This is a genomic window from Pantoea sp. Cy-639 (genome assembly GCF_011752525.1).
Taxonomy (GTDB): Bacteria; Pseudomonadota; Gammaproteobacteria; order Pseudomonadales; family Pseudomonadaceae; genus Aquipseudomonas.
This window is the reverse complement of record NZ_VWXI01000002.1, coordinates 163,680-188,594: the sequence shown is the minus strand read 5'-3', so window position 1 is coordinate 188,594 and position 24,915 is coordinate 163,680. Positions and strand designations below refer to the sequence as shown.

Below are 24,915 nucleotides of genomic sequence, written 5' to 3'. Positions count from 1 at the left end.
GAGGTGGCGACCCTGGCATCGGTCGTGACGACGTTGTGCCAGGTTTTCCCGATCAGCTGGCGACGAAGTTCGGCGGGCTCACCAGCTCGACGGTCTGCTGCTTGCGGGGCGCGAGGATCTCGGCCTCGCCGCCGACTACCAGCTCGTCGTTCTGGTTGTACACGTTGGTGGCGATGCGCACCTTGAACTTGGGCAGTTTCTCGAGGATTTCCAGGCGCACGGTCAGGGTGTCGCCGATCTTCACCGGCTTCTGGAAGCTCATCTGCTGGCCCAGGTAGATGGTGCCTGGGCCAGGCAGGGTGCAGGCCACGGCGGCGCTGATCAACGCGCCGCTGAACATGCCATGGGCAATACGCTCGCGGAACATGCTCTTGGCGGCGAACTCGGCGTCCAGGTGCACCGGGTTGTGGTCGCCGGACATGGCGGCGAACAGCTGGATGTCGCGCTCTTCCACGAACTTCTGGTACTCAGCTTTCTGGCCGACTTCGAGGGCTTCGTAAGGCGTGTTGGTGACCTGGGTCATCGGGGCTTCCTTGTGGGGTGGGCGAGGGGGCCGGTCATTCGCTGCGGGCAGGGCGACCAAGGGCCAGGGCCTGCTCCAGCCAGGCGATGATGTCGGCGGTGACCTCGTCGCGATGGGTTTCGTTGAGCACTTCATGTCGTGCACCGGGGTAGATGCGCAACTGTACATGACGGTTGCCGGTCGCGCGCAAGGCGACGGCCAGATCGGTGAGACGCTTGCCGGCACTCACCGGATCACATTCGCCACCGAGCACCAGCATTGGCAGGTTCGGATCGATCTGCGCCAGGTTCTTCGCCTGGCTGATCTGCGCAAGCCCCTGCAGCAGGTCGAGCCACAACTGGTTGCTGCAGCGAAAGCCGCACAGCGGGTCGGCCACATAGGCGTCGACTTGCGCAGGATCGCGGCTGAGCCAGTCGAAGGCGGTGCGGTTGGGCTTGAACGCCTTGTTGAACGAGCCGAACGACAGCCAGTCGATCAGCGCACTTTTACCTTCAGGGCCCTGGCGCCAGGTTTCCAGGCGGGCAATCAGGCGTGCCGCGCGGTACAACGCCGCCGGCTGGAAATTCGAACCGCTGAGGATCGCCCCCTGCAGGCTGGCGCTGTGATGCAGCAGGTAGGCCTGGGCGATGTAGCTGCCCATGCTGTGGCCGAACAGGAACAGTGGCGTGCCCGGGAACTGCTGGCCGATGTGCTGGGCCAGCAGGCCAAGGTCGTTGACCACGGCATTCCAGCCATTGCTGCGGGCGAACAGGCCCAGCTCGCCCTGTTCGGCGGTACGGCCGTGACCGCGCTGGTCGTGGGCCAGCAGGGCATATCCGGCGGCATTGAGTGCCTGCCCCAGGCGCTGGTAGCGCCCGGCATGCTCGGCCATGCCATGGGCCAGCAGCACCACGGCCTTGACCGGCGTGGCCGGCAGCCATTGGTGCAGGTACAGACGGCAATGCTCGCTGGCGGGTAGCCAGAAGGCGTCGTGGGGCATGGCGGGTCCTTGCGCGCTGAAGTTCGTCAGACAGTGTATGCGCAAAGCGGGCAATTGCAGGAAAGGCAGAAAAAGAGATTCACAATGTTAATGGCGGCACTTGGCGTGTTTGCCACCTCGGGGTTAGCTGCTAACGTCGGCAGAACGCCTTTTTGCCATCAGGCGATCAGGTCAAGGGACGGTCCCGGCAGAGGAACAACAATAAATGCAAGCCGATTTCTGGAACGACAAACGCCCGGCGGGCGTGCCTTCCACCATTGATTTGACTGCTTACAAGTCTGTCGTCGAAGTGTTCGAGCGCTCCTGCAAGCGCTTCGCCGACCGCCCGGCGTTCAGCAACCTGGGCGTCACCCTCAGTTATGCCGAGCTCGATCGTCATTGCGCGGCCTTCGCCGCCTGGCTGCAACGGCATACCGACCTGGTGCCGGGCGACCGCATCGCGGTGCAGATGCCCAACGTCCTGCAGTATCCCATCGTCGTGTTCGGGGCCCTACGTGCCGGCCTGGTCGTGGTCAATACCAACCCGCTGTACACCCCGCGGGAGATGCGCCATCAGTTCAAGGACTCCGGGGCCCGCGCGCTGGTGTACCTGAACATGTTCGGCAGCCGGGTACAGGAGGTGCTGCCCGACACCGGCATCGAGTACCTGATCGAGGCGAAGATGGGCGACATGCTGCCCAGCCTCAAGGGCTGGCTGGTCAATACCGTGGTCGACAGGTTCAAGAAGATGGTGCCGGCCTATGATCTGCCCCGTGCGGTGTCGTTCAAGCAGGTGCTGCGCCAGGGCCGCGAGCTGGTCCATACCCCGGTGCCACAGGCCCTGGATGACGTCGCGGTGCTGCAGTACACCGGCGGTACCACCGGGTTGGCCAAGGGGGCGATGCTCAGTCACGGCAACCTCGTCGCCAACATGCTCCAGGTACTGGCCTGCTTCGGCCAGCATGGCCCCGATGGCCAGCCACTGATCAAGGAAGGCCAGGAGGTGATGATCGCGCCGCTGCCGCTGTACCACATCTATGCCTTCACCGCGAACTGCATGTGCATGATGGTCACCGGCAACCACAACGTGCTGATCACCAATCCCCGCGATATTCCAGGCTTCATCAAGGAGCTGGGCAAATGGCGGTTCTCGGCGTTGCTGGGGTTGAACACGCTGTTCGTCGCGTTGATGGACCATCCCGGCTTCAAGGCGCTGGACTTCTCCGCGCTCAAGGTCACCAACTCGGGGGGGACCGCGCTGGTCAAGGCCACCGCCGAGCGCTGGGAGGCGCTGACCGGGTGTCGCATCGTCGAAGGCTACGGGCTCACCGAAACCTCGCCGGTGGCCAGCACCAACCCTTATGGCCAACTGGCACGCCTGGGTACCGTGGGCATGCCGGTGCCGGGCACGACCTTCAAGGTGGTCGATGACGAGGGTAACGAGCAGCCCCTGGGGGAGCGCGGCGAACTGCTGATCAAGGGGCCGCAGGTGATGAAGGGCTACTGGCGGCAAGCACAGGCCACCGCCGAGGCGCTGGATGCGCAGGGTTGGTTCAAGACCGGCGATATCGCGGTGATCGACCCGGATGGCTTCACCCGCATCGTCGACCGCAAGAAGGACATGATCATCGTCTCGGGCTTCAACGTATACCCCAACGAGATCGAGGACGTGGTGATGAACCATCCGCAAGTTGCCAACTGCGCGGTCATCGGGGTGCCGGACGAGCGCTCGGGCGAGGCGGTGAAACTGTTCGTGGTCGCGCGCGAGGGTGGGCTCAGCGTCGATGAGCTCAAGGCCTACTGCAAAGCCAACTTCACGGGGTACAAGGTGCCCAAGCATATCGTCCTGCGCGACTCGCTGCCGATGACCCCGGTGGGCAAGATCCTGCGCCGTGAGTTGCGCGATATCGCCTGACGCTGCGCGTGGGCGCGAGCTTGCCCAGGCTCGCGCCCAAGGCCAAAGCCTGATCGCTCTAGTGCAGGACTTTCAGCTTGTTTTGCGACATTTTGGATAATTACTCTAAAAATGACTTGCAGTGTTCATTGAGTCATTTTTGTGACCACAAGGCCTGTCGCGACCTCTAGGCGACCCCAGGCAAAGCTGTTACTCTCGGCGCGCTTTCAGATGATCCGGTTTGCAATGAACCGTCATCCCATATCAATAATAAGCGCATCGACGCGTAACCGAATTCGCTGTTGCTGAAGGAGCGGGCTTCCATGATCGAACATTTTTGGAAGGATAAGTACCCAGCCGGAATTACGGCGGAAATCAATCCTGACGAATTCCCCAATATCCAGGCGGTGCTCAAGCAATCCTGCCAACGCTTTGCCGACAAACCGGCCTTTAGCAACCTGGGCAAGACCATCACCTATGGCGAGCTGTATGCCCTGTCCGGCGCCTTCGCCGCCTGGCTGCAACAGCACACCGACCTCAAGCCCGGCGATCGCATCGCCGTCCAACTGCCTAACGTCCTGCAGTACCCAGTCGCTGTGTTCGGTGCCATGCGTGCCGGCTTGATCGTGGTCAATACCAACCCGCTGTACACCGCGCGGGAGCTGGAGCACCAGTTCAACGACTCCGGGGCCAAGGCGCTGGTGTGCCTGGCCAACATGGCGCATCTGGCCGAGAAGGTCATTCCCAAGACGCAGATCAAGCACGTGATCGTCACCGAGGTGGCCGACCTGCTGCCGCCGCTCAAGCGCCTGCTGATCAACAGCGTCATCAAGTACGTGAAGAAGATGGTCCCGGCCTACAACCTGCCGAGCGCCATCCGCTTCAACGATGCGCTGGCACTGGGCAAGGGTGGCGCGGTTACCGAGGCCAACCCGCAGGCCAACGACGTCGCCGTGCTGCAGTATACCGGTGGTACCACCGGTGTGGCCAAGGGGGCGATGCTCACCCACCGCAACCTGGTGGCCAACATGCTGCAATGCCGGGCGCTGATGGGCTCCAACCTGCACGAAGGTTGCGAGATCCTCATCACGCCGCTGCCGCTGTACCACATCTATGCGTTCACCTTCCATTGCATGGCGATGATGCTGATCGGCAACCACAACGTGCTGATCACCAACCCCCGCGACCTGCCGGCGATGGTCAAGGAGTTGGGCAAGTGGAAGTTCAGCGGTTTCGTTGGCCTGAACACCTTGTTCGTCGCCCTGTGCAACAACGAGACCTTCCGCCGCCTGGACTTCTCGTCGCTGAAGATCACCCTGTCCGGCGGCATGGCCCTGCAACTGAGCGTGGCCGAGCGCTGGAAGGCGGTCACCGGCTGCGCCATCTGCGAAGGCTACGGCATGACCGAGACCAGCCCGGTGGCGGCGGTCAATCCGGCCGAAGCCAACCAGGTCGGCACCATCGGCATCCCGGTGCCGTCGACCCTGTGCAAGGTGATCGACGACCAGGGCCAGGAGTTGCCGCTGGGTGAAGTCGGCGAGTTGTGCGTCAAGGGTCCGCAGGTGATGAAGGGTTACTGGCAGCGCGAAGAGGCCACCCAGGAAATTCTCGACAGCGACGGTTGGCTGAAGACGGGCGACATCGCAGTGATCCAGCCGGATGGCTACATGCGTATCGTCGATCGCAAGAAGGACATGATCCTGGTCTCGGGCTTCAACGTGTATCCGAACGAGCTCGAGGATGTACTCGCCGCCCTGCCGGGCGTGCTGCAGTGCGCGGCCATCGGTGTGCCGGACGAGAAATCCGGCGAGGTGATCAAGGTGTTCATCGTGGTCAAGCCGGGCATGACCCTGACCAAGGAGCAGGTGATGGAGCACATGCGTGCCAATGTCACCGGCTACAAGGTCCCGCGTCAGATCGAGTTCCGCGATGCGTTGCCGACCACCAACGTCGGCAAGATCCTGCGTCGTGAGCTGCGCGACGAAGAACTGAAGAAACAAGGCCTGAAGAAGATCGCCTGATCCCAGGCCGGGGGCTGTCTCACGGTCCATCGCCGGCTGGCGCCGGCTCCCACAAGGGCATGCTCGGTGGGAGCCGGCGCCAGCCGGTGATGGGCCGCGAGGCGGCCCCTTTGTCTATCAGCGCAGCTTCTCGAGCATCTGGTAGTACCACATCCCCGCCGCCAGCAGCGGGTTGCCCAGCAAGTCCCCCAGCGGCACCTTGATGTGCTTGCATCCGGCGAAGGTGTCGAATTTCTCCAGCGTTCCGGTCAGCGCTTCGGCCATGATCTCGCCCATGATGTGGCTGGTGGCGATGCCGTGCCCGGAATAACCCTGGCAGTACCAGACGTTGTCCGAAAGCTTGCCCAACTGTGGAATGCGGTTGACCACGATGCCCATGGCACAGCTCCACTGGAACTCGATCGGCACGCCCTCGAGTGCCGGGAAGGTGCGCTCGATGCATGGGCGCAGCTCGGCTTCGATATCCCGCGAATCACGCCCGGAATAGTTGGCGCCGCCGCCGAACAGCAGGCGCTTGTCGGCGGTCAGGCGGTAGTAGTCGAGGACGAAGCGGCAGTCGTATACCGCGAGATCCTGCGGGTTGATCTGCTGCGCCAGCTCGCCCAGCGGCGCGGTGGTGACGATACCGCCCATGGCCGGGAAGATCTTGCCCTTGAGCTGACGCTTTTCCAGCTTGTGGTACACGTCGCCGGCCAGCATCACCTGGCGCGCCTCGATCCGTCCGTGGGCGGTGACCACCGCCGGACGCGGGCCATGGACGATCTCCAGCACCTCGGAATTCTCGAACACCAGCGCGCCCAGGCTGCTGGCGGCGCGGGCTTCGCCCAGGCACAGGTTGAGCGGGTGCAGGTGCAGGTTGCGCAGGTTCTTCAAGGCGCCGAGGTAGAGCGGGCTCTGCAGGTGCTCGGCCATGCCCTGGCGATCCAGCAGTTGCACCTGCTCGCCCATGCCGCGGCGCTCGGCCTCGGCCTGGAAGCTGCGCAGCTCATCCATGTGCGAGGCTTTCATCGCCGCGTGCAGGTGGCCGCGCTTGAGGTCGCAGTCGATGCCGTAGCGTGCCACGCGCTGCTCGATGATCTGGTGGCCGCGCCAGCGCAGGTGCCAGATGAAGTCGTCCACCTCGCTGCCCAGACGGTTGCGCATCTGTGTGCGCATGGCTTCGTCGCCGGACAGGCTGCCGGTGACCTGGCCGCCGTTGCGACCGCTGGCGCCCCAGCCGATGCGGTGGGTCTCGACGATGGCCACCTTCAGGCCACGCTCGGCCAGCTCCACTGCGGTGGCCACGCCGGTGAAACCGCCACCGATGATTGCCACGTCGACCTGCACCGTGCCCTTGAGGGAGGGGTACTCGGTGCTGTCGTTGAGGGTGGCGCTGTAGTAGGACGGCGCGCGCTGGGCCGGTCCATTGTTCACTGCTGCGTTCATGAGTGTTCCTTGTTCTGATGCATATCTCAGGCCTGGTGCAGGTACCAGCGCCAGTCCTGCTCGCCGACTTCGGCCATGAACTGGCGGTACTCGGCGCGCTTGACCTTCAGGTACACGCCGAGGAACTCGGCGCCGAAGGCTTCGCGGGCCCAGGGGGAATGCTCCAGGGCCTCGAGGGTGGTCAGCCAGTCGGTGGGCAGGTGTTCGCTAGCCTGGGCGTAGCCGTTGCCTTCGACCGGCGCGCCGGGGTCGAGCTGTTGGCGGATGCCCTGGTGGCTGGCGGCGAGAATGGCGGCGGCGGCCAGGTAGGGGTTGGCGTCGGCGCCGCAGATGCGGTGCTCCACATGCCGACTGTTGGCCGGGCCACCTGGCACGCGCAGGCTGACGGTGCGGTTGTCGACACCCCAGGTAGGTGCCAGTGGCGCGTAGCTGTTGGCCTGGAAGCGGCGGTAGGAGTTGGCGTTGGGGCAGAACAGCAGCAGCGACTCGCGCAGGTGGCGCAGCATGCCCGCCACGGCCTGACGCAACAGTGGGGTGCCGGCCTTGTCCGCGCTGGCGAACAGGTTGTTGCCCTCGGCGTCGGCCAGGCTCAGGTGCATGTGCATGCCGGTGCCGGCCAGTTGGGCGAACGGCTTGGCCATGAAGCAGGCCTGCATGCCGTGGGCGTTGGCCACGCCCTTGACCAGGCGCTTGTAGCGCACCGCCTGGTCCATCGCCGCCAAGGCGTCGCCATGCTCCAGGGTGATCTCCACCTGGCCCGGGGCATATTCCGAGATCGCCGTGCGTGCCGGGATGCCTTGCGCCTTGCAGGCGGCGTAGAGATCGGCGAGAAACGGTTCGATCTGCTCCAGTTCGCGCAGGCCATAGACCTGGGTGGCGCGTGGCCGGCCACCGTCGCTGTCCAGCGCGGGTTGCGGGTGGCCTTGGGCATCGCGGCGCTGGTCGAGCAGGTAGAACTCCAGTTCGCAGGCCATCACCGGGTGGTAGCCATCGGCCTTGAGTGCGTCGACGACCCGCAGCAGCACGTGGCGCGGGTCGGCGATGCTGGCCGGCAGGCCTTCGCTCGGGTGCATGCTGACCTGCACCGCGGCAGTCGGCACCCGCCGCCAGGGCAGGCGTACCAGGCTGTTCTCCAGAGGGTAGGCGCGGCAGTCGATGTCGCCGACGTCCCAGACCAGGCCGGAGTTCTCCACGTCGTCGCCGTTGAGGGTCAGGCCGAGGATGGTGCTGGGCAGCGGGCGGCCGCTCTGGTAGACCGCCAGCAGTTCCTCGCGATGCAGCAGCTTGCCGCGTGGTACACCGTTGGCGTCGAGGATGAACAGTTCGAACAGTTCGATATCAGGGTTTTCTGCCAGGAAGCGGCTGGCGTGCTCTACAGGTGCAAAGTGCATGAAGGGTTCGCTCACAGGTGCGCAGGACCGGCGCGCAGGCGTGGTCCAGACGAGACAAGCGGCCGTATACCGGCCGGGTTTGGTCACAAAGGCGTGAGCGAAGCATCCGGTGGGCGCGCGTGGCGGCAATGCCACAGGGCCCAGAAGGCGAGGATGATGTGGACCAGCGGATTTTCACCGGCGCGGGACCGGGCCTTCGCTGGCGAAGGGCGGGACGACGGTGGGGCGATGGTCTGGACGGGAGTCATGACTTTGATACTCACATGCAGCGTAAGGTTGATTAAAGCAGTGAATGGCAACGTTCACATCGTTGTTCACTAAACATTCCGCCGTTGCACGATCCCCTGTAGGAGCGGCCTTGTGTCGCGAAAGGGCTGCGCAGCAGCCCCAACGATTTCTGCATCGCCTTGGATATCCCGGGTCGCTTTGCGTCCCTTTCGCGACACAAGGCCGCTGCTGCCGGGCGCGCGCCAGCCTGGACAGCAAAGAAGGCCCAAATCTGCGACAATCGCCCGACTTTCCGCATGCCGATCATGAAAAAGCAGGCCCACCTGCATCACTAAAAAGCCCCATGACTGACCAAGCCATCGACAAACTGTTGCAAAACCTCGACCACGCCATGATCGCCGACCGTCATCGGTTGCGCCGGCAACTGCACGAGCTGCGCAAGCGCCCCGACGAAGCGAAGCTCGCGCAGTGGGTGGAAAAGGTCCAGGCCTCCTGCGCCCAGGTCACCGCGCGCCAGCAGAGCGTGCCGACGATCCGCTACGATGACAGCCTGCCCATCGCCGCCAAGCGCGACGAGATCAAGAAGGCCCTGGCCGAGCACCAGGTGCTGGTGATCGCTGGCGAAACCGGTTCGGGCAAGACCACCCAGTTGCCGAAGATCTGCCTGGAGCTGGGCCGCGGCAGCCATGGCCTGATCGCCCATACCCAGCCCCGGCGGATCGCCGCGCGCAGCGTGGCGGCGCGGGTCGCCGAGGAGCTGGGCACGCCGTTGGGGGCGCTGGTCGGCTACCAGGTGCGTTTCGAGGACCAGAGCGACTCGAACACCCTGGTCAAGCTGATGACCGACGGTATCCTGCTGGCCGAGACCCAGCACGACCGCTTCCTCGAGCGCTATGACACGATCATCGTCGACGAAGCCCACGAGCGCAGTCTGAACATCGATTTCCTGCTCGGCTACCTCAAGACCCTGTTGCACCGTCGCCCGGACCTGAAGCTGATCATCACCTCGGCGACCATCGACCTGGAGCGTTTCTCCAGGCATTTCGATGGCGCGCCGATCATCGAGGTGTCCGGGCGTACCTACCCGGTGGAGACCTGGTACCGACCGCTGACCCGCGAACAGGACGAGGAGGGTAACCAGGTCGAGGACGATATCTCCGTCGACCAGGCCATCCTCGCCACGCTGGACGAGATCGCCCAGCACGAGCGCAGCCAGGGCAAGGGGCCGGGCGATGTGCTGGTGTTCCTGCCCGGCGAGCGCGAGATCCGCGATGCGGCGGAGATATTGCGCAAGGCCCAGTTGCGCCACACCGAGATCCTGCCGCTGTACGCGCGTCTGTCGCCGGCCGAGCAGCAGCGGATCTTCCAGTCCCACAGCGGCCGCCGCGTGGTGCTGGCGACCAACGTCGCCGAGACGTCGCTGACCGTGCCGGGCATCCGCTATGTGATCGACAGCGGCACCGCGCGCATCAGCCGCTACAGCTACCGTGCCAAGGTCCAGCGCCTGCCCATCGAGGCGGTGTCCCAGGCCAGTGCCAACCAGCGCAAAGGCCGCTGTGGCCGTGTCGAGCCGGGTATCTGCATCCGCCTGTACAGCGAGGATGATTTCAACGGCCGCCCGGCGTTCACCGATCCGGAGATCCTGCGCACCAACCTGGCTGCGGTGATCCTGCAGATGCTGCACCTGCGCCTGGGCGCCATCGATGCCTTCCCGTTCATCGAGCCGCCGGACGGCAAGGCCATCAGCGACGGTTTCAACCTGTTGCAGGAGCTCTCGGCGGTCAACCGCGAGAACCAGCTCACCCCACTGGGGCGCCAGCTGGCGCGCCTGCCGATCGATCCGCGGCTGGGCCGCATGTTGCTCGAAGGGGCCCGCCAGGGCAGCTTGCAGGAAGTGCTGATCGTCGCCAGTGCGCTGTCGGTGCAGGATCCGCGCGAGCGTCCGCCGGAGCGCCAGCAGGCCGCCGACCAGGCCCACGCGCAATGGAAGGACGTCGACTCCGACTTCGCCGCGCTGGTCAACCTGTGGCGCGGTTTCGAGGAGCAGCGCCAGGCACTGACCGCCAGCCCGCTGCGCAACTGGTGCCGGAAGAACTTCCTCAATTACCTGCGCCTGCGCGAATGGCGCGATGCCCATCGCCAGCTGGCGCTGATCTGCCGTGACCTGCAACTGACGGTGAACAAGGATGCGACCGACTACCAGCGTGTGCACAAGGCCATTCTCAGCGGCCTGCTCAGCCAGATCGGCCACAAGACCGAGGAGGGCGATTACCAGGGCGCGCGCCAGCGTCGCTTCTGGGTTCACCCATCCTCCGGCATCGGCCGCAAACGCCCGCAGTGGGTGATGGCCGCCGAGTTGGTGGAGACCACCAAGCTGTACGCGCGGATGGTGGCCAAGATCGAGCCGGACTGGATCGAGCCGTTGGCGACCCACCTGATCAAGAAGAACCACTTCGAACCGCACTGGGAGAAGAAGCGCGGCCAGGTGGTGGCCTATGAGCAGATCACCTTGTATGGGTTGATCCTGGTCGGTCGTCGTCCTGTGCACTTCGGTCCGATCGACCCGGCGACCTCTCGCGAGCTGTTCATCCGCGATGGCCTGGTCGGTGGCGAGATCCAGTCGCGGGCCAAGTGCCTGGCTGCCAACAAGCGCCTGCTCGAGCAGCTCGACGAACTGGAGGCCAAGGCCCGCCGACGTGACATCCTCGCTGACGAGGAAACCTTGTTCGCCTTCTACGAGGCGCGCTTGCCGCAAGAGATCCACCAGACCGCGACCTTCGACAGCTGGTACCGGATGAACAGCCAGAAGGACGCCAACCTGCTGATCATGCGCGAGGAGGACGTGCTCGCCCGCGAGGCCAGCGAAGTTACCGCCGCGCAGTACCCGGACCACCTGCAGGTGGGCGAGTTGCGCCTGTCGCTGAGCTATCACTTCGAGCCCAATCACCCGCGTGACGGCGTGACCGTGCGGGTGCCGGCGCCGTTGCTGCCTAGCCTGCCGGGCGAGCGCCTGGAGTGGCTGGTACCGGGGTTGCTCGAGGCCAAGTGCATCGCCCTGGTGCGCAACCTGCCCAAGGCGTTGCGCAAGAACTTCGTGCCAGTGCCGGACTTCGTCAAGGCGGCGTTGGCGCGCATGAGCTTCGGCCAGGGCGCGTTGCCCCAGGCGCTCGGCCAGGAGTTGCTGCGCATGACCGGCGCGCGGGTCACCGACGAGGCCTGGGCCGAGGCTGCGAGCTTGGTGGAAGGTCACCTGCGGATGAATATCGAAGTGGTCGACGCCCAGGGCAAGTTCCTCGGCGAAGGCCGCGACCTGGTCGAGCTGACCGCGCGCTTCGCTGCCGCCAGTCAGGCCGCGCTGGCCCTGCCGCGCAATGAAAAGGCCGAGCAACCGGTGCAGGCCAAGGCCTTCGCCGAAGTGGCGCAGACCGTCCAGCAGAAGATCGCCGGGCTGTCGATGACTGTCTACCCGGCGCTGGTCGAGGACAACGGCACGGTGCGTGAAGGGCGTTTCTCCACCCAGGCCGAGGCCGAGTACCAGCATCGCCGCGCGTTGCAGCGCCTGTTGCTGCAACAACTGGCCGAGCCGGCCAAGTTCCTGCGGGGCAAGCTGCCTGGGCTGACCGAGTTGGGCCTGCTGTACCGCGAACTGGGCCGGGTCGAGGCGCTGGTGGAAGATATCCTGCTGGCCAGCCTCGACAGTTGCGTGCTCGAAGGCGAGGACCCGCTGCCGCGCGATGGCGCAGGCCTGGCGTCGCTGGCCGAGCGCAAGCGCGGCGACTGGGCCGAGCATGCCGAGCGTCTGGCCCGCCTGACGCTCGAAGTGCTCAAGCTGTGGCATGGCCTGCAGAAGCGCTTCAAGGGCAAGATCGACCTGACCCAGGCGGTGGCGCTCAACGACATCAAGCAACAGTTGGCCAACCTGGTCTATCCAGGCTTCGTGCGCGAGACGCCAGGCCTCTGGTTCAAGGAACTGCCGCGCTACCTCAAGGCGGTGGAACTGCGCCTGGAGAAGCTCGGCTCGCAGGTCCAGAAAGACCGGGTGTGGAGCGGCGAGCTGGCCAATTGCTGGGCCCAGTACAAGGCACGCGCCGACAAGCACGCCCAGGAGGGCAAGCGTGACGAGCAACTGGTCTTGTACCGCTGGCTGCTGGAGGAATACCGGGTCTCGTTGTTCGCCCAGCAGTTGGGGACGAAGGTGCCGATTTCCGACAAGCGCCTCGGCAAGCAGTGGAGCCAGGTGGAAGCCTAACGCTGGCAAGTTGTGGCAAACTTGGCGGAATTTGGGTCGCTTTGCGGCCCATTGCAGGCTTCGTCAGCGCCGACACGGATGTCCTGTTCGTTGTCGGCGCGGGCTTGCCTCGCGGACGAGGGCAGTGCCCTCGACGAATGTGCCGCCGATGCGGTGCATTACGATTGCTAATTGGCACCAAGGTGCCAGTATCGACCTTTTTTCGGCCAGCGCCGGTTTGGCGATGGCCTCTGACAGAGGAACGACCGTGCAGAACGTCGTGATCAGCGGCACCGGCCTGTATACCCCGGCCCAGAGCATTTCCAACGAAGAGCTGGTGGAGTCCTTCAACACCTGGTCGCAACAGTACAACCGTGACAATGCCGCAGCCATCGAGCGTGGCGAACTCGAAGCCGCGCCGGTTTCCGACGCGGCCTTCATCGAGAAGGCCTCGGGCATCAAGAGCCGCTTCGTCATGGACAAGGCCGGCATCCTCGATCCGCAGCGCATGAAGCCGCGCCTGCCGGAGCGTTCCAACGACGAGCAGTCGATCCTCTGTGAAATGGCCGTGGCCGCCGCCCGCCAGGCACTGGAGCGCGCCGGTCGCAGCGCCGCCGATGTCGATGGGGTGATCGTCGCCTGCTCCAACCTGCAGCGCCCGTACCCGGCCATTTCCATCGAGGTGCAGCAGGCGCTGGGTATCCAGGGCTTCGCCTTCGACATGAACGTGGCCTGCTCGTCGGCCACCTTCGGTATCCAGACCGCCGCCAACAGTGTGCAACTGGGCCAGGCTCGCGCGGTGCTGGTGGTCAATCCGGAGATCTGCACAGGGCACCTGAATTTCCGTGACCGCGACAGCCACTTCATTTTCGGTGACGCTGCCACGGCCGTGCTGGTCGAGCGTGCCGACCAGGCCACTTCCCAGCATCAGTTCGACATCGTCAGCACCAAACTGCTGACGGCATTCTCCAACAACATCCGCAACAACTTCGGTTTCCTCAACCGTGCGGCGGAAGAGGGGATCGGTGCCCGCGACAAGCTGTTCGTGCAGGAAGGCCGCAAGGTGTTCAAGGAAGTCTGCCCGATGGTCGCCGAGCTGATCGGCCAGCACCTGGCCGAGAATGACCTGCAGCCGTCGGACGTCAAGCGTTTCTGGCTGCACCAAGCCAACCTGAGCATGAACCACCTGATCGTCAAGAAGCTGCTTGGGCGCGAAGTGGATGAGCAGGAGGCACCGGTGATTCTCGATCGCTACGCCAACACCAGCTCGGCGGGGTCGGTCATCGCCTTCCACCTGTACCAGGACGACCTGGCCAAGGGCTCGCTGGGCGTGCTGAGCTCGTTCGGTGCAGGCTATTCGATCGGTAGCGTGGTGCTGCGCAAGCGCTGATCGCTGCACCAGATCCGGAATTGCCGGGGCCGCCCTGCGGCCTTGTGCCGCGACAGGTCTGCAAAGCCACAGGCAAAAAAGCGGGAAATGCCGGATGGGGTCGGCATTTCCCGCTTCAGGTCAAAGCAAAGGAGCGGTGCGCTTAGAACTTGGCTTCCAGGTCGACCTGCAGGGTGTCGACGTCGGCATCGCGGTTCGGCAGGTTGGAGTAGTCGGTCTTGGCCATCATGTAGGCCGCGCCGAGGGTGAAGTTCTTGTCGATCTCGTAGCCGACCTTGAACTTGTGGCCACGCGAACCGGTGAAGCCGTTGCCGAAGTCGGAATCGGTGAACAGGCTGACCACGGCGTTACGCTGCACGTCGCGGTAGTTGTAGTCCAGGCTCCAGGCGCCGACCTTGCTCTTCAGACCGGCCAGCCAGCCCTTGTCCATGCCGTCGGTGCTGTCGGTGTTCTTGACGAACTGGCCGTAGGCCGACAGCGGGATGGCGAAGCCGGTGAAGTCCAGCTGGCCGAAGCCTTCCACCAGGTTGAACTCGTTGGTGGTGTTGCCCAGCGAGCGCAGGGCTGCCGACTTCTTGTCGTTGTCGTAGCCGTAGATGCTGCCGCCCACGGTGACCTTGACGGTATCCGCCGCGTTGAACTTGGTACCCAACTGGCCGTGGTACAGCTGTGCGTCGTGCTTGAACTGCACGCCGTCGCCGTCGACGTTGTCCTTGAGGGTGTAGTGACCGGCGCTGCCGAACAGTTCGGCGGCACCCAGGTTGGTCTTGTAGGTGACGGCCACGCCTTCCGGGTTGATGTCGCTGTCCCAGATGATGTCGCCCATGCTCACCCATGGCTGGTTCATCTTGCCGCCGATCAGGTGCAAGTTCGGAACGGCGGTCGGGTGCCAGTCGAGGTAGGCCAGGTCGACCCACAGCGATTTCTTCTCGAAGTAGTTGTCCAGGCTCTGGTTGGTCGAGCGGGCATCGGCGCTGCTGCCGGTGGCGACACGCACGCCGGCGTCGACCTGTGGGTTGATCTCGCTGTAGAAGCCGACGCGGGCGCGGACGCGCTCACGGTCCTGGTTGCCGCTGCGGGCGTTCGGGTTGTCGACGTTGACGTCTTCGTAACGCAGGCGCACATCACCCTTGATCTGGGTCTTGGCGGCCCATGCCACTTTTTGTTCGAAGGAGCTCATACGTTCGGACTGAGCTTTCTGGTCGGCCTTTTCCTTGGTTTCCTTTGCCAGGTCGCCTTGCAGTTCGTTGTACTGCGCCTGGTTGATCGAACCGTTGGCGCGGAGCATTTCGAGCAGCTTGGCGTCGACAGCAGCACTGGCCGGAGTACTCAGAGCCAGCATCATGCCGGTGAGGCTCACTCCGGTAAGTGTAGAAACAAGACGCATAAGGTTCTCCCTGTTGGAAAAAGTGGGGAGGCTCAAGCGCCCGCCCCCAAGTTGGCATGTCTTCGGAAAGGGCCTGAATAGACAGGTTCTGGGGTTCCGGAAAACAGGCGCAAGTATTGCGAGGGGGAATGACAGAATAATGTCTAAACAGTGGCACTGTTGTTAAGTCAGCGGTCTGTCATTTGAGTGTCACGGGCGACTTGGCAATACTGGCGCTCTTTCCCTGCGAGTCGGAACCGTGTCCAGCCTTCACAGCCTTGCCCACCTGCGTGACCTGCCGGCGACCACCTGGGATGCCCTGGTGCCTGATGGCCAGCCTTTCCTGCGCCATGCCTTTCTCACGGCGATGGAGGACAGCGCCAGCGTGTCGCTCGACACGGGCTGGGCCGCCGAGCACCTGGTGCTGGAACGCGATGGCGAGGTGCGCGCGCTACTGCCGGCCTACCGCAAGTGGCATTCGTTCGGCGAATACGTGTTCGACCATGGCTGGGCCGATGCCTGCGAGCGCGCCGGCATTGCCTACTACCCCAAGCTGCTGGGCGCCGTGCCGTTCAGCCCGGTGAGCGGGCCGCGATTGCTGGCCGCCGAGCCGGGCGATGGCCTGTTGCTGCTGCAGGCGCTTCCGGATTACCTGGGCCGGGGCGGGTTGTCCGGGGCGCATATCAACTTCACCGAGCCTTCGCTGGACGCAACCATCAGCCATTTGCCGGGCTGGATGGAGCGTCTGGGCTGTCAGTTCCACTGGCGCAACCGCAGCTATCGGGATTTCCAGGATTTCCTCGACAGCCTCAGTTCGCGCAAGCGCAAGCAGATGCGCAAGGAACGTGAGCAGGTGGCCGGGCAGGGGATCGATTTCGTCTGGTATCGGGGCGAGCAGTTGAGCGAGGCACAGTGGGATTTCGTCTATCGCTGCTATGCCAACACCTATGCGGTGCGCCGTCGCGCGCCCTACCTGACCCGTGAGTTCTTCAGTCTGCTGGCCGAGCGCATGCCCGAGGCCATTCGCGTGGTGATCGCCCGCCAGCAGGGGCGCGAGGTGGCGATGGCCTTCAGCCTGGTCGGTGGTGACAGCCTGTATGGCCGCTACTGGGGCTGCCTGGACGCATTCGACCGGCTGCATTTCGAAACCTGTTTCTACCAGGGCATGGACTTCGCCATCGCCGAAGGGCTGCAGCGCTTCGATGCCGGCGCGCAGGGCGAGCACAAGCTGATCCGTGGCTTTGAGCCGGTGCTCACACGCTCGTGGCACTACCTGCTGCATCCGGGGTTGCGGCGGGCGGTGGAGGATTTCCTGGTCCAGGAGCGTGCAGGCGTGCAGGCTTATGCCGAAGAGGCGCGGGGGATGTTGCCCTATCGCCAGGCCTGAGGGAGAGGTGGCAGGTACAGGCTGTGCGGGGGCGGTTCTGCCCCCACACAGCTGCCTGTTCAGTCGACCCCGACGAACCCGCCAGTCTGGTGATGCCACAGGCGGGCGTACAGCCCGTGGTGCGCCAGCAGCTCGCTGTGGCTGCCGCTCTCGACGATGCGCCCCTTGTCCAGCACGATCAGCCGGTCCATGCGGGCGATGGTCGACAGGCGGTGGGCGATGGCGATCACCGTCTTGCCCTGCATCAACGTCTCCAGGCTTTCCTGGATCGCCGCCTCGACCTCCGAGTCCAGCGCCGAAGTGGCCTCGTCCATGATCAGGATCGGCGCGTTCTTCAACAGCACCCGGGCAATGGCGATGCGCTGGCGCTGGCCGCCGGAGAGCTTGACCCCGCGCTCGCCGACATGGGCGTCGAAGCCGGTGCGGCCCTGGGCGTCGGACAACTGCGGGATGAACTCGTCGGCCCGGGCCCGGCGCACTGCCTCCCAGACTTCCTCGTCGCTGGCTTCGGGCCGGCCATACAGGAGGTTGTCGCGGATCGAGCGGTGCAGCAGCGAGGTGTCCTGGGTGATCATGCCGATCTGTGCGCGCAGGCTGGCCTGGTTGACCTCGGCGATGTCCTGGCCATCGATGAGAATGCGCCCGGCCTGCACGTCGTACAGGCGCAGCAGCAGGTTGACCAGGGTCGACTTGCCGGCGCCGGATGGGCCGATCAGGCCGATCTTCTCGCCGGGGCGGATGTCCAGGTCGAGTGCGTCGATGACCTGGCTGCCCTTGCCGTAATGGAAGTCGACATGCTCGAAGCGCACCGCGCCGTGGCTCACCTTGAGCGCTGGCGCATCAGGCTTGTCGCTGACGGTCACCGGCTGGGCGATGGTCTGCAGGCCATCCTGGACCATGCCGATGTTCTCGAAGATGCCGTTGACCACCCACATGATCCAGCCCGACATGTTGACGATGCGGATCACCAGGCCGGTGGCCAGGGCGATGGCGCCGACGCTGATCAGCGACTGGCTCCACAGCCATAGCGCGAGCCCCGTGGTGGCGACCACCAGCAGGCCGTTCAGCGAGGTGATGACCACGTCCATGCTGGTGATCACGCGCGACGCCAGCTGGGTCTTCTCGGTCTGCTCGCTGATCGCCTCGCGGGCGTACTGGCGCTCGTGGTCGGTGTGGGCGAACAGCTTGAGGGTGGCGATGTTGGTGTAGCCGTCGACGATGCGCCCCATCAGCTTGGAGCGGGCGTCGGAGGACACCACCGAACGCTCCTTCACCCGTGGCACGAAGTAATACAGCGCGCCGATGTAGAGAGCGATCCAGGCCAGCAGCGGCAGCATCAGCCGCCAGTCGGCCTCGGCGAACAGCACTAGAGAGCTGATGGCGTAGATCAGTACGTGCCACAGTGCGTCCACCGCCTGCACTGCCGAGTCGCGCAGCGAGTTGCCGGTCTGCATGATGCGCTGGGCGATGCGCCCGGCGAAATCGCTCTGGAAGAAGTTCAGGCTCTGCTTGAGCACGTAGGTGTGGTTCTGCCAGCGGATCAGGCTGGTCATGCCCGGGCTGATGGTCTGGTGCACCAGCAGGTCGTGCAGGCCGAAGAACACCGGGCGCAGGATCAGCACCACCACCAGCATCCAGATCAGCTCGCCGCTGTGCTCGCTGAAGAAGTTGGCGTTGGGCGCACCCTGGGCCAGGTCGATGATCCGGCTCAGGTAGCTGAACAAGGCGACCTCGATCAGCGAGGCGATCAGGCCGACCACCAGCAAGGCCACGAAGCTGGGCCAGACCTGGCGCAGGTAGTACAGGTAGAAGGGCCAGACTTTACCGGGAGGCGCCTCGCTGGGCGCCTCGCGGAAAATGTCGATCAATTGCTCGAAGCGACGGTACAGCATGGGTGACAAGACTCCTGTGTGACCCGACCCACGTCCCTGTGTGGCACGGGGTCAGTCGATGCGTTTGGCCGACTTGATGTACACCGGGTCGGCCGGGACGTCGCGCATGCCGTTCTTCACGGTGGTCGGCGAGTTGACGATCTGGTCGACCACTTCCATGCCCTTGGTGACCTTGCCGAACACCGCATAGCCACGGTCGCGACCCGGATTGAGGAAATCGTTGTCGGCGACGTTGATGAAGAACTGGCTGGTGGCCGAGTTCGGGTCGGAGGTACGGGCCATGGCCAGGGTGCCACGGGTGTTCTGCAGGCCGTTGCCGGCTTCGTTGCGGATTGGGTCCTGGGTCGGTTTCTGTTGCATCTGCGCGGTGAAGCCGCCGCCCTGGGCCATGAAGCCCGGGATCACGCGGTGGAAGATCGTATTGTCATAGAAACCGCTCTCGACATACGCGAGGAAATTTTTCGTACTGATGGGCGCTTTTTCTGCATTGAGCTCGATCTCGACCGGGCCGAAGCTGGTGTCCAGCAATACGTGCGGAGTCTTGTCGGAGGCCATGACGCTGGTGGCGAAGGCGACCGAGCAGGCGGTGAGCAGGAGTTTTTTCAGCATGGGCTCAAAGATCCTTGAGAGTTGGAAGCGGCTGCGAGGAAGGGCAGCAGGGTCTGGTTGAAGACCTCGGGTTGGTCCAGGGGCGTAGCGTGCCGTGAATCCGCGATGACCGCCAGTCTGGCGTTGGGCATCAGGGCGACGTATCGCTCTTTCAGTTGTACGGGGGTGTAGTCGTGCTCGGCGGCGATCACCAGCGTGGGACAGTGGATCTGGCCGATGCGTTCCTGCACGCCCCAGTCGACGATGGCGTCGAAGCTCTTGAGGTAGGCGCGCTTGTCGTTGCGCGCCCAGCGCTCGGCCATCTTGCGCCGCAGCTCGGCCTGTTGTGGCTTGGGGAACAAGCGTGCGGCCAGGCCTTTGCCCACGGTCTCGACACTGAGCAGGCGCGCCAGGCCCCAGCGCTTGAGCCACCAGAGCCAGTCGCTGCGGCTGCGGCGTTTCACTTCAGGGGCGCTGTTGACGATGCACAGGCTGCGCAGCCAGTCGGGATGGTCGACGGCGAACTGGAAACCGACCATCCCGCCCATGGACAACCCCACGAAATGCACCGGGCCGCGGCCCAGGTGCCGGAGCAGGGCCAGCAGGTCTTCGCTGAAGGTCTTGATCTGGTAGCCCCGACGCGGCCTGGACGATTGTCCGTGGCCGCGGATGTCCATCAGGATCACCCGGTAATGGCGGCTGAACTCAGCGACCTGCAGCTCCCAGTCCTGGCTGCTCGAGCCCAGTCCGTGCAGCAGTACCAGGGGCTCGCCCTGGCCATGTTCCTCGTAATGCAGCAGGCATCCGTCGTGTTCGAAACAGGCCATGGGCGCGGTCCTTTCAGGCTTGCGGGGGGGCTGCGAAGGGCACGTCCAGTGGCGCGGTGTCGAAGTTGCGCAGCAGCTCGATGAGGATCTGCGTGGCCGGGCCCAGGGTCTTTTCCTTGCTCGAGTAAAGGTAGAACAGCGGGTGTCGACTGCCACCCTGGTCCAGCGGCAAGGGCTTGAGCACGCCTTCGCGCAGTTCGCGTTCGATCATGTGCCGGGGCAGCCAGGCGAAGCCCAGGCCGCTGCCGACGAAGGTGGCGGCGGTGGCCAGACTGCCGACCGTCCAGCGCTGTTCGGCGCCAAGCCAGCCGACATCCCGGGGCTGGGCGCGGCCGGAATCGCGGATCACCACCTGCAGCTGGCTTTCCAGGTCCTGGAAGGTGATGTCACGACCCATGCGGTGCAGGCTGTGTTCCGGGTGGGCGACGGCGATGAACTCCACCGGGCTGAGTTCGGTGCCCAGGTAGCCACTGATGTTGAAGCCGCTGATGGCCAGGTCGGCAACGCCTTCCTGGAGCACTTCCTCGACCCCGGAAAGCACCTCCTCGCGCAGACGTACCCGGCAGCCGCGGCTCTGCGGCATGAAGGCGCTCAGGGCGCGCACCAGGCGGGCGCTGGGGTAGGCGGCATCGACCACCAGGCGCACCTCGGCTTCCCAGCCCTGCTCCATGTGGTGGGCCAGGTCCTCGAGTTGACTGGCTTGCTTGACCAGTTGGCGCGAGCGGCGCAGCAGCACGCTGCCGGCCTCGGTGAGCACCGCCTTGCGGCCGTCGATGCGCAACAGCGGCACGCCCAGTTGCTCCTGCATGCGCGCCACGGTGTAGCTCACCGACGACTGCGAGCGATGCAGGGCCTCGGCCGCCTGGGCGAACCCACCGTGATCGACCACCGCCTGCAGGGTCCGCCACTGATCCAGGGTTACGCGCGGCGCTTTCATCTAGGGCTCCTGTTGTCCTAAGCTGCGCTCTTCTCACGGAGAGCGCCCAATGAAGAAAAGTTGTCTGGCCTTGCTGCTGTGCCTGCCTTCTGCTGCCATGGCTTATCCCATCGACGTGGAGAAGGCGCTGACCGGGGTCAAGGTCGACTACACCGCCTATGACACCGCCTATGACATCGGCTCGATCACCCTCACCAACTATGGCCAGGTCCCGGCGGCGTGCAAGGTCACCTTCCGCAACGGTCCCGAGGCGCCGCGGGTGCGGCGGGTCAATGTGGCGGCCGGCAAGCACGCCGATGTGACCGCCAGGTTCAACCGGCAGATCATCAGGCTGCGGATCGCGTTGGACTGCAAGCCGCAACAGAACTGATAAATCGATAGATTGAACCCACTTTTTACGCTTTTTTATCGATAGGTCAACCCTTAATCTCACCTCCATCGAATCGCACCCCTTTCCGCCGATGGAGGCACCCCATGTCCCGCGTACTGATCATCGAAAGCAGCGCCCGCCAGCAGGATTCCGTTTCCCGTCAACTGACCCGTGACTTCATCGAGCAGTGGCAGGCGGCGCATCCGGCCGACCAGATCAAGGTGCGTGACCTGGCCGTGGCTCCGGTGCCGCACCTGGACGCCGACCTGCTCGGTGGCTGGATGAAGCCCGAGGAACAGCGCAGCGCCACCGAACGCGAGGCACTGGCACGTTCCAACGCCCTGACCGACGAGCTCCTGGCCGCCGACGTGCTGGTGATGGCCGCACCGATGTACAACTTCGCCATCCCCAGCACCCTGAAGGCCTGGCTGGACCATGTGCTGCGCGCCGGGATCACCTTCAAGTACACCCCGACCGGCCCGCAGGGCCTGCTCACCGGCAAGCGCGCCATCGTGCTGACCGCCCGTGGCGGCATCCACGCCGGTGCCAGCAGCGACCACCAGGAACCTTACCTGCGCCAAGTGATGGCCTTCATCGGTATTCACGAGGTCGAGTTCATCCATGCCGAAGGCTTGAACATGAGCGGTGACTTCCACGAGAAGGGCCTGAACCAGGCCAAGGCGAAACTGGCCGCAGTGGCCTGAGCCCGGACGAATTCCCAACCCTGACACCTTGTTGCTCCTTGGGTGTACCCGCCCGGCCTCGATGGCCGGGCTTTTTTATTGCCGAGCGCTGCTCATGCAGAGATTGCCGGGGCCATTTTGTAGCCCTTTCTGCTGGTGGCCCCACAATCCTCAGGGTTGAACTGGCCGGACCCAACCCGCTATGGTCCCCCGCCTTGATCCACGAGGGCCAACCATGGGCTACCTGATAATCGTCGCGCTGATCCAGGCGTTCTCCTTCAACCTCATCGGCGAATACCTGGCCGGGCATGTCGACAGCTACTTCGCCGTGCTTGCCCGGGTCGTGCTGGCCGGGCTGGTATTCCTGCCGCTGACTCGCTGGCGTCAGGTGGAGCCACGCTTCCTGCGCGCGATGCTGCTGATCGGCGCGCTGCAGTACGGCATCACCTATGTCTGTCTGTACCTGAGTTTCCGGGTGCTGACCGTGCCCGAGGTGCTGCTGTTCACCATCCTCACCCCGCTGCACGTGACGCTGATCGAGGACGCCCTGAACCGGCGCTTCAACCCCTGGGCGCTGCTGGCCGCGCTGGTGGCGGTGGCCGGCGCGGCAGTGATCCGCTTCGACACGGTCACCGGCGAGTTCTTCATGGGCTTCCTGCTGCTGCAACTGGCCAACTTCACCTATGCCGCCGGGCAGGTGCTGTACCGGCACCTGGTCGCCCGTCATCCCAGCGACCTGCCGCATTACCGGCGTTTCGGCTACTTCTATCTGGGCGCGTTGCTGGTGGTGCTGCCGGCCTTCCTGGCGTTCGGCAACGCCCAGCACCTGCCGAGCACCGATACCCAGTGGCTGGTACTGCTGTTCCTCGGCCTGTGCCCGACGGCACTGGGCCTGTACTGGTGGAACAAAGGCGCCTGCCTGGTATCGGGCGGCACCCTGGCGGTGATGAACAACCTGCATGTGCCGGTGGGGCTGGTGCTGAACCTGCTGATCTGGAACCACGACGAGCCGCTCGGACGGCTGGCGGTCGGCGGCGCGGTGATTCTCGCCTCGGTCTGGCTCAGCCGCCTCGGCAATCCGCGTACAGGGTTGCCGGCACACTGAGGTTCCACTTGATGCGAAGGCGCCTGTACGGGCGCCTTCGTCATTCTGGGGCAATACCAAGGGCAAGGCTGCCAGCGGCCAGCGCCTTGCGCCGCGACGGCTGGTCGGTGCCGTCGGGTTCGTCGAGTTGTTTTTCCAGGGAGATGTCCTGACGCATCGTTTGCTCGCAGTCCTTTGATCGATACCGGGCCGCGCGCATCCGGGGCGGCCTGTTCGCATCAGGTTAGGAGAAGCGTGCTGGGGTGGGTATTCGTATTTCTCGAAGGCTGGCGTTTAGTAACTCTGAAATATTTATAACTGGTTGTTTCATTGCTGTTTTGTCATGGGCGCAGGCGGGGCGCCCGCGCCCACGACGAGTGGTCCGGGTCAGGCCCGCTCGACCTCCAGGTGCTGTGCCTGCGCCTGAGACCTGGCAGCCAGGCCGGCGCGCATGTCGTTGCCGCTGGGCTGCTGGTAGAGGCTCAGGCCGAACTCCGGCAGCACCGCCAGCAGGTAGTCGAAGATGTCGCCCTGGATGCGCTCGTACTCGGCCCAGGCCGTGGTCGTGGTGAAGCAGTAGATCTCCAGCGGCACGCCTTCGGCGGTGGTCTGCATCTGGCGGACCATGCAGGTCATGTTGGCATGCACGTTGGGGTGGTTCTTCAGGTAGGCCAGGGCGAAGGCGCGGAACGTACCGATGTTGGTCAGCTTGCGGCGGTTGGCTGCCAGTTCGGCGGTCGGCCCCAGTGCTTCGTTCCACTGGTGCAGTTCCTGGCGTTTTTGCGTCAGGTAGTCGCCCAGCAGGTTCACCTGGCCCAGGCGTCGTTCTTCTTCCGGGGTCAGGAAACGCACGCCGGCGGCGTCGATGAACAGGCTGCGCTTGATCCGCCGGCCACCGGATTGCTGCATGCCGCGGTAGTTGCGAAACGACTCGCTCATCAGGCGCCAGGTGGGGATCGAGACGATGGTCTTGTCGAAGTTCTGCACCTTGACCGTGTGCAGGGTGATGTCCACCACATCGCCGTCGGCACCGGCCTGGGGCATCTCGATCCAGTCGCCGACATGCAGCATGTCGTTGCTGGTCAACTGCACGCTGGCGACGAACGACAGCAGGGTGTCCTTATAGACCAACAGCAGCACCGCCGACATGGCGCCAAGGCCCGACAGCAGCAACAGCGGCGAACGGTCGATCAAGGTGGCGACGATGACGATGGCGGCGAAGATCCACAGCATCATCTTGGCCAATTGCATGTAGCCCTTGATCGAGCGCGTGCGGGCATGCTCGGTACGGGCGTAGATGTCCAGCAGGGCGTCGAGCAGGCACGACAGGGCGCGGGTCATGAACAGCAGGGTGACCGCCAGGGCGATGTTGCCGAGAAAGTGCTGGGTGGTGTTCGACAGCTCGGGCACCAGCTTGAGGCCGAATTGCACCACCAGTGACGGCGTGGTCTGCGCCAGGCGGTGGAACACCTTGTTGTGGCGCAGGTCGTCCAGCCACCTGAGGGCCGGCTGGCGCCCCAGCAGACGGCCGGCGTGCAGCACCAGGAAGCGTGCCAGGCGGCCGATCAGCAGCGAGACGAGCAGCAGCACGGCCAGGCCGAGGGCGGCGTGCAGCAGTGGATGTTGGTCGAGGGTGCCCCAGAGGTCGAGGGCGTCGCGCCAGAAGCGTTGGATATCCATGAGCGTAGAAAACGGTCTGTGTTGCGGTATGAAGCAACATTAG

At 64.5% G+C, this 24,915-nt stretch carries 18 protein-coding genes; 8 read left to right on the top strand and 10 right to left on the bottom strand.

Translation table 11 applies throughout. The annotated features are described in order from the left end of the window. Positions 1-52: 52 nt before the first annotated feature. The gene (locus F3J43_RS03095; protein ID WP_166883352.1) at positions 53-523 is read right to left on the bottom strand and encodes a MaoC family dehydratase; all 471 of its coding nucleotides are present in this window, start codon (positions 521-523) and stop codon (positions 53-55) included. Between the two features lie 34 nt (positions 524-557). After that, positions 558-1,502, bottom strand: coding sequence for an alpha/beta hydrolase (locus F3J43_RS03090; RefSeq protein WP_166883351.1), 945 nt, complete (start codon positions 1,500-1,502; stop codon positions 558-560). A gap of 205 nt (positions 1,503-1,707) precedes the next feature. On the opposite strand from F3J43_RS03090, the gene fadD2 reads away from it, so the two are divergent. Both fadD2 and fadD1 read left to right on the top strand, forming a co-directional pair. Beyond that, on the top strand, positions 1,708-3,396 hold the full coding sequence (fadD2, locus tag F3J43_RS03085) for a long-chain-fatty-acid--CoA ligase FadD2 (RefSeq protein ID WP_166883350.1): 1,689 nt from the start codon (positions 1,708-1,710) through the stop codon (positions 3,394-3,396). Positions 3,397-3,701: 305 nt separating this feature from the next. After that, positions 3,702-5,396, top strand: coding sequence for a long-chain-fatty-acid--CoA ligase FadD1 (fadD1, locus tag F3J43_RS03080; RefSeq protein ID WP_353618199.1), 1,695 nt, complete (start codon positions 3,702-3,704; stop codon positions 5,394-5,396). Between the two features lie 117 nt (positions 5,397-5,513). Here fadD1 and F3J43_RS03075 read toward each other — a convergent pair whose 3' ends face one another. Continuing rightward, complete coding sequence (locus F3J43_RS03075; protein ID WP_166883348.1) at positions 5,514-6,821, bottom strand: NAD(P)/FAD-dependent oxidoreductase; 1,308 nt, start codon at positions 6,819-6,821, stop codon at positions 5,514-5,516. A 26-nt stretch (positions 6,822-6,847) separates the two neighbouring features. Then, complete coding sequence (locus tag F3J43_RS03070) at positions 6,848-8,212, bottom strand: glutamine synthetase family protein (RefSeq protein ID WP_166883347.1); 1,365 nt, start codon at positions 8,210-8,212, stop codon at positions 6,848-6,850. A 571-nt stretch (positions 8,213-8,783) separates the two neighbouring features. Between F3J43_RS03070 and hrpA the strand changes: the two genes are divergently transcribed. Both hrpA and F3J43_RS03060 read left to right on the top strand, forming a co-directional pair. Further along, on the top strand, positions 8,784-12,689 hold the full coding sequence (gene hrpA, locus F3J43_RS03065; protein ID WP_166883346.1) for an ATP-dependent RNA helicase HrpA: 3,906 nt from the start codon (positions 8,784-8,786) through the stop codon (positions 12,687-12,689). Positions 12,690-12,936: 247 nt separating this feature from the next. Further along, positions 12,937-14,058: a beta-ketoacyl-ACP synthase III gene (locus F3J43_RS03060; protein ID WP_166883345.1), complete on the top strand. Its 1,122-nt coding sequence runs from the start codon at positions 12,937-12,939 to the stop codon at positions 14,056-14,058. Positions 14,059-14,200: 142 nt separating this feature from the next. Here the strand turns inward: F3J43_RS03060 and F3J43_RS03055 are convergent, their stop codons facing one another. Continuing rightward, positions 14,201-15,445, bottom strand: coding sequence for a putative porin (locus F3J43_RS03055; protein WP_166883344.1), 1,245 nt, complete (start codon positions 15,443-15,445; stop codon positions 14,201-14,203). Between the two features lie 238 nt (positions 15,446-15,683). Here F3J43_RS03055 and F3J43_RS03050 point away from each other — a divergent pair, with 238 nt between their 5' ends. Beyond that, entirely contained in the window at positions 15,684-16,811 is a 1,128-nt protein-coding gene (locus F3J43_RS03050) for a GNAT family N-acetyltransferase (protein WP_166883343.1), read from the top strand. 59 nt (positions 16,812-16,870) lie between these two features. On the opposite strand, the gene F3J43_RS03045 is transcribed toward F3J43_RS03050, so the two are convergent. Genes F3J43_RS03045 through F3J43_RS03030 form a run of 4 tightly spaced genes read right to left on the bottom strand, consistent with a single transcriptional unit; the run spans position 16,871 to position 21,055 of the window. Continuing rightward, complete coding sequence (locus F3J43_RS03045) at positions 16,871-18,703, bottom strand: ABC transporter ATP-binding protein (protein WP_166883342.1); 1,833 nt, start codon at positions 18,701-18,703, stop codon at positions 16,871-16,873. 51 nt (positions 18,704-18,754) lie between these two features. Next, positions 18,755-19,312, bottom strand: a complete 558-nt coding sequence (locus tag F3J43_RS03040; RefSeq protein ID WP_166883341.1) for a peptidylprolyl isomerase — start codon at positions 19,310-19,312, stop codon at positions 18,755-18,757. Beyond that, positions 19,306-20,118 (bottom strand): alpha/beta fold hydrolase, encoded by an 813-nt coding sequence (locus F3J43_RS03035; RefSeq protein ID WP_166883340.1) that lies wholly within the window; start codon positions 20,116-20,118, stop codon positions 19,306-19,308. Before F3J43_RS03035 ends, F3J43_RS03040 begins: the two co-directional genes overlap by 7 nt. A gap of 13 nt (positions 20,119-20,131) precedes the next feature. After that, positions 20,132-21,055, bottom strand: coding sequence for a PA3225 family LysR-type transcriptional regulator (locus F3J43_RS03030; RefSeq protein ID WP_166883339.1), 924 nt, complete (start codon positions 21,053-21,055; stop codon positions 20,132-20,134). A 49-nt stretch (positions 21,056-21,104) separates the two neighbouring features. Here F3J43_RS03030 and F3J43_RS03025 point away from each other — a divergent pair, with 49 nt between their 5' ends. The 3 genes from F3J43_RS03025 to F3J43_RS03015 all read left to right on the top strand — a co-directional run bounded on the left by F3J43_RS03025 (position 21,105) and on the right by F3J43_RS03015 (position 23,213). Then, entirely contained in the window at positions 21,105-21,425 is a 321-nt protein-coding gene (locus F3J43_RS03025) for a 3-phosphoglycerate kinase (RefSeq protein ID WP_166883338.1), read from the top strand. A gap of 104 nt (positions 21,426-21,529) precedes the next feature. Continuing rightward, positions 21,530-22,129: an FMN-dependent NADH-azoreductase gene (locus F3J43_RS03020; RefSeq protein WP_166883337.1), complete on the top strand. Its 600-nt coding sequence runs from the start codon at positions 21,530-21,532 to the stop codon at positions 22,127-22,129. A gap of 214 nt (positions 22,130-22,343) precedes the next feature. Continuing rightward, positions 22,344-23,213, top strand: a complete 870-nt coding sequence (locus F3J43_RS03015) for a carboxylate/amino acid/amine transporter (RefSeq protein WP_166883336.1) — start codon at positions 22,344-22,346, stop codon at positions 23,211-23,213. Positions 23,214-23,579: 366 nt separating this feature from the next. Here the strand turns inward: F3J43_RS03015 and F3J43_RS03010 are convergent, their stop codons facing one another. After that, complete coding sequence (locus F3J43_RS03010) at positions 23,580-24,872, bottom strand: mechanosensitive ion channel family protein (protein WP_166883335.1); 1,293 nt, start codon at positions 24,870-24,872, stop codon at positions 23,580-23,582. Positions 24,873-24,915 lie beyond the last annotated feature (43 nt).